This is a genomic window from Desulfovibrio sp. 1188_IL3213, assembly GCF_036763145.1.
Lineage (GTDB): Bacteria > Desulfobacterota > Desulfovibrionia > Desulfovibrionales > Desulfovibrionaceae > Desulfovibrio.
Genome location: NZ_JBAIYR010000314.1, coordinates 1 through 2,815, shown reverse-complemented (window position 1 = coordinate 2,815; position 2,815 = coordinate 1). Strand labels below are relative to the sequence as shown.

3 protein-coding genes and 1 pseudogene are annotated in these 2,815 nt (G+C 58.2%); 3 read left to right on the top strand and 1 reads right to left on the bottom strand.

The features are described 5' to 3' along the window. Window positions 1-671, top strand: a 671-nt coding sequence (hflX, locus tag V6C16_RS10795) for a GTPase HflX (RefSeq protein WP_333543190.1), incomplete at its 5' end; no start/stop codon positions are given. Between the two features lie 191 nt (window positions 672-862). Here the strand turns inward: hflX and V6C16_RS10790 are convergent. After that, complete coding sequence (locus V6C16_RS10790; protein WP_333535920.1) at window positions 863-1,555, bottom strand: hypothetical protein; 693 nt, start codon at window positions 1,553-1,555, stop codon at window positions 863-865. A 184-nt stretch (window positions 1,556-1,739) separates the two neighbouring features. Here V6C16_RS10790 and rfbF point away from each other — a divergent pair, with 184 nt between their 5' ends. Next, on the top strand, window positions 1,740-2,504 hold the full coding sequence (gene rfbF, locus V6C16_RS10785) for a glucose-1-phosphate cytidylyltransferase (protein WP_333535918.1): 765 nt from the start codon (window positions 1,740-1,742) through the stop codon (window positions 2,502-2,504). Window positions 2,505-2,636: 132 nt separating this feature from the next. Continuing rightward, window positions 2,637-2,815 (top strand): annotated as a pseudogene (locus V6C16_RS10780) (CDP-glucose 4,6-dehydratase); the annotation flags it as partial.

Genomic DNA, 2,815 nt, shown 5'->3' with positions numbered 1-2,815 from the left:
TTGGCCCCGGCGAAACCAAGCTCGAGACCGACCGTCGCAAGATACGCGAACGCATGGCCCGCATCCGCAAAGACCTTGAGCGTTTGCGCCGTCAGCGCGCCTTCACCCGTGACCGCCGCTCACGTCAGGGCATTCCCCTGGCCGCGCTGGTGGGCTATACCAATGCGGGCAAATCCACCCTGCTCAACACGCTCACCCGCTCTGAAGTGCTGGTGGAAAACAAGCTTTTTGCCACGCTTGATCCCACCACGCGGCGTTTGCGCTTTCCCGCCGAAAAAGAGCTTATTCTGGCGGACACCGTGGGTTTTATCCGCAATCTGCCCAAAGAACTGATGGACGCTTTTCGCGCCACCCTCGAAGAACTGGAAGCAGCCCACCTGCTTTTGCACGTGGCCGATGCCTCTCACCCGGACCTTTTGCAGCAGATCAGCGCCGTTGAAACCATTCTGTCCGAAATGGAGCTTGATCGCATGCCCCGCCTGCTCATCCTGAACAAATGGGATCAGCTTGAGGTTCCCGCACGGGCCGAACTGGCCGACGCTTTTCCCCATGCCCTGCCCGTGGCCGCCAAAACCGGCGAAGGCTGCAAGGCACTGCTCGAACAGCTTGAAATGCGCCTGCTGCATCAGGCCGCCACTATCGTGACCGAAATATCCCCCAGCCTGAATTAGGGCAATCTCAAAGTGAAAATGCTCGAAAAAACAGCGCATGCCGGGGATTGCACCACCGGCATGCGCTTGATACGTATCAGCGGGGAACAGGACTCCGCAAGCCTTTCGGGCAACGGCTGAAGCTGCGCTTGCATCTTTGCGGCGGGCGACTGCTTACGCAGCCGTCCGAGCAATTTAAAAGTTAAATTGCTCTAGAGCCTGCTTACGCCCTGGTTGTTTCCAGCCCTGTTGTCCTGACCCGGAGCAGTTTTTTCAGGTGCGGGCTTGGGGGTTGCGGGCTTCTGGGGGGCGGGCTTTCCCGGCGCCGCACCGCCAGAGGCGGGATCGGCAGCATACTGCCGGGCCGTGCTTTCCATAACAGCCTGCCCCACCACCAGCCATTTTTCGCCAACCTTGCGCAGCGCAAGCCAGCTTGTCATGCGGGCAGGCGTTGTCACCTGGGCCACGGCGGCATTAGGGCCGATTTCCGTCACCTTGGCAGAACTCAGGCTTTCCGGAACCCAGGGGCAATCAGGCGTCTGCGCCTCGCGGCACTGGGCCACCATCTCCCCGGTGCTTACGCCACGGTTGAAATGGCCCTGAAGGCGTGCCTCCATATCCACTATGCTGCCGATCAACTGGTCCATGCCGCCGATGCCCAGCGAACGTCCCAGATTGTCCAACAGCCCCAGTGGGGCGTCTTCACGGGTCATGTTTTTCACTTCATTGGCCGCAAAGCTTTTAAGGTCAACCTGGGCCAGAAAGGTTGCACTGTCATTTTTTTTCAGGGCTTCTGCCATATCTTTCAAAGTTTTCTGCGGGCCGGACGTAATGCAGGCAGCCAACAGACCGGCCATGATCAGAATCAGCGGTAGAAAACGGAAGGAACCTTTGTCTTTTTTCATATATACCTCTTGGTAAAGGCGAGACATGCGTACAAGCGCTGTAATTTCTTATACCCCTTCACACGCGCCGATGCAAAGGGAAGCCGGGGCGGCGGGGCTTTTTTTCCTCACGGCGTTCTGCTACACATGGGCCACACGCGGCGCACGGCATTGGGCCTGAGGCGCGGCGTCAGGAGGCACTTACATGAAAGTCATTATTATGTGTGGCGGCAAGGGAACGCGCCTGCGCGAAGAAACCTCGGTCAAACCCAAACCTATGGTTGAGATTGGCGGGCGGCCCGTGCTGTGGCACATCATGTCCATCTACGCGCGTTTCGGCTTCAAGGATTTTGTGCTGCCCCTGGGCTACAAGGGCCAGGTCATAAAGCAATACTTCCACGACTATAACATCCGCAACACGGATTTTACCGTGGACCTGAAGAGCGGGACCATCACCACATATCCCAGCCATATAGAAGACTGGCGCGTCACCCTGTGCGATACCGGCGAAGAAACCCTCAAGGGCGGACGCCTCAAGCGCGTGGCGAAGTATATTGACACCGACCATTTCATGGTCACTTATGGCGACGGCGTGGCGGACATTGACCTGAGCAAGCTGATCGAATTTCACAAGCAGTCCGGCAGCATCGGAACATTCACAGGCGTGCGCATGCCCTCCCGCTTCGGCACGGTGCGCACCGATGATCAGGGCAAGATACTGTCCTGGGAAGAAAAACCCGTGCTGGATGAATACATCAACTGCGGTTTCTTTGTTTTCAAGCGCGAGTTTCTGGATTACCTCAGCGAAGATGAAAGCTGCGACCTTGAAAAGGAACCCATGCAGCGGCTGGCGGAAGAAGGGCAACTTTCCATGTATCCGCATCCCGGCCAGTGGCAGTGCATGGATACCCTGCGCGACTCCATAAAACTCAACGAAATGTGGGATTCCGGCCGCGCGTTCTGGGTATAAACCCTCTTGACGTGCAAGCGGCGCTGCCTGCATGGCCCACCGGGCTGTGCAGGCCCCCGCACCCGGCCTGTCCTGCGCTGCATATGCGCGGCTGCGCGCGGATGCAGCAAGAAATTATTGTGAGGAACACATATGTTTGCCAATGCATATAAGGGACGCCGGGTTTTCGTAACCGGGCATACGGGCTTCAAAGGCTCCTGGATGGCCGCATGGCTGAGCCAGCTCGGCGCTGTGGTGGGCGGCTTTTCCGACGAGGTACCCACCGAACCTTCGCACTATGCGGCCATGAACCTGGGCGCGCACCTTGAGGA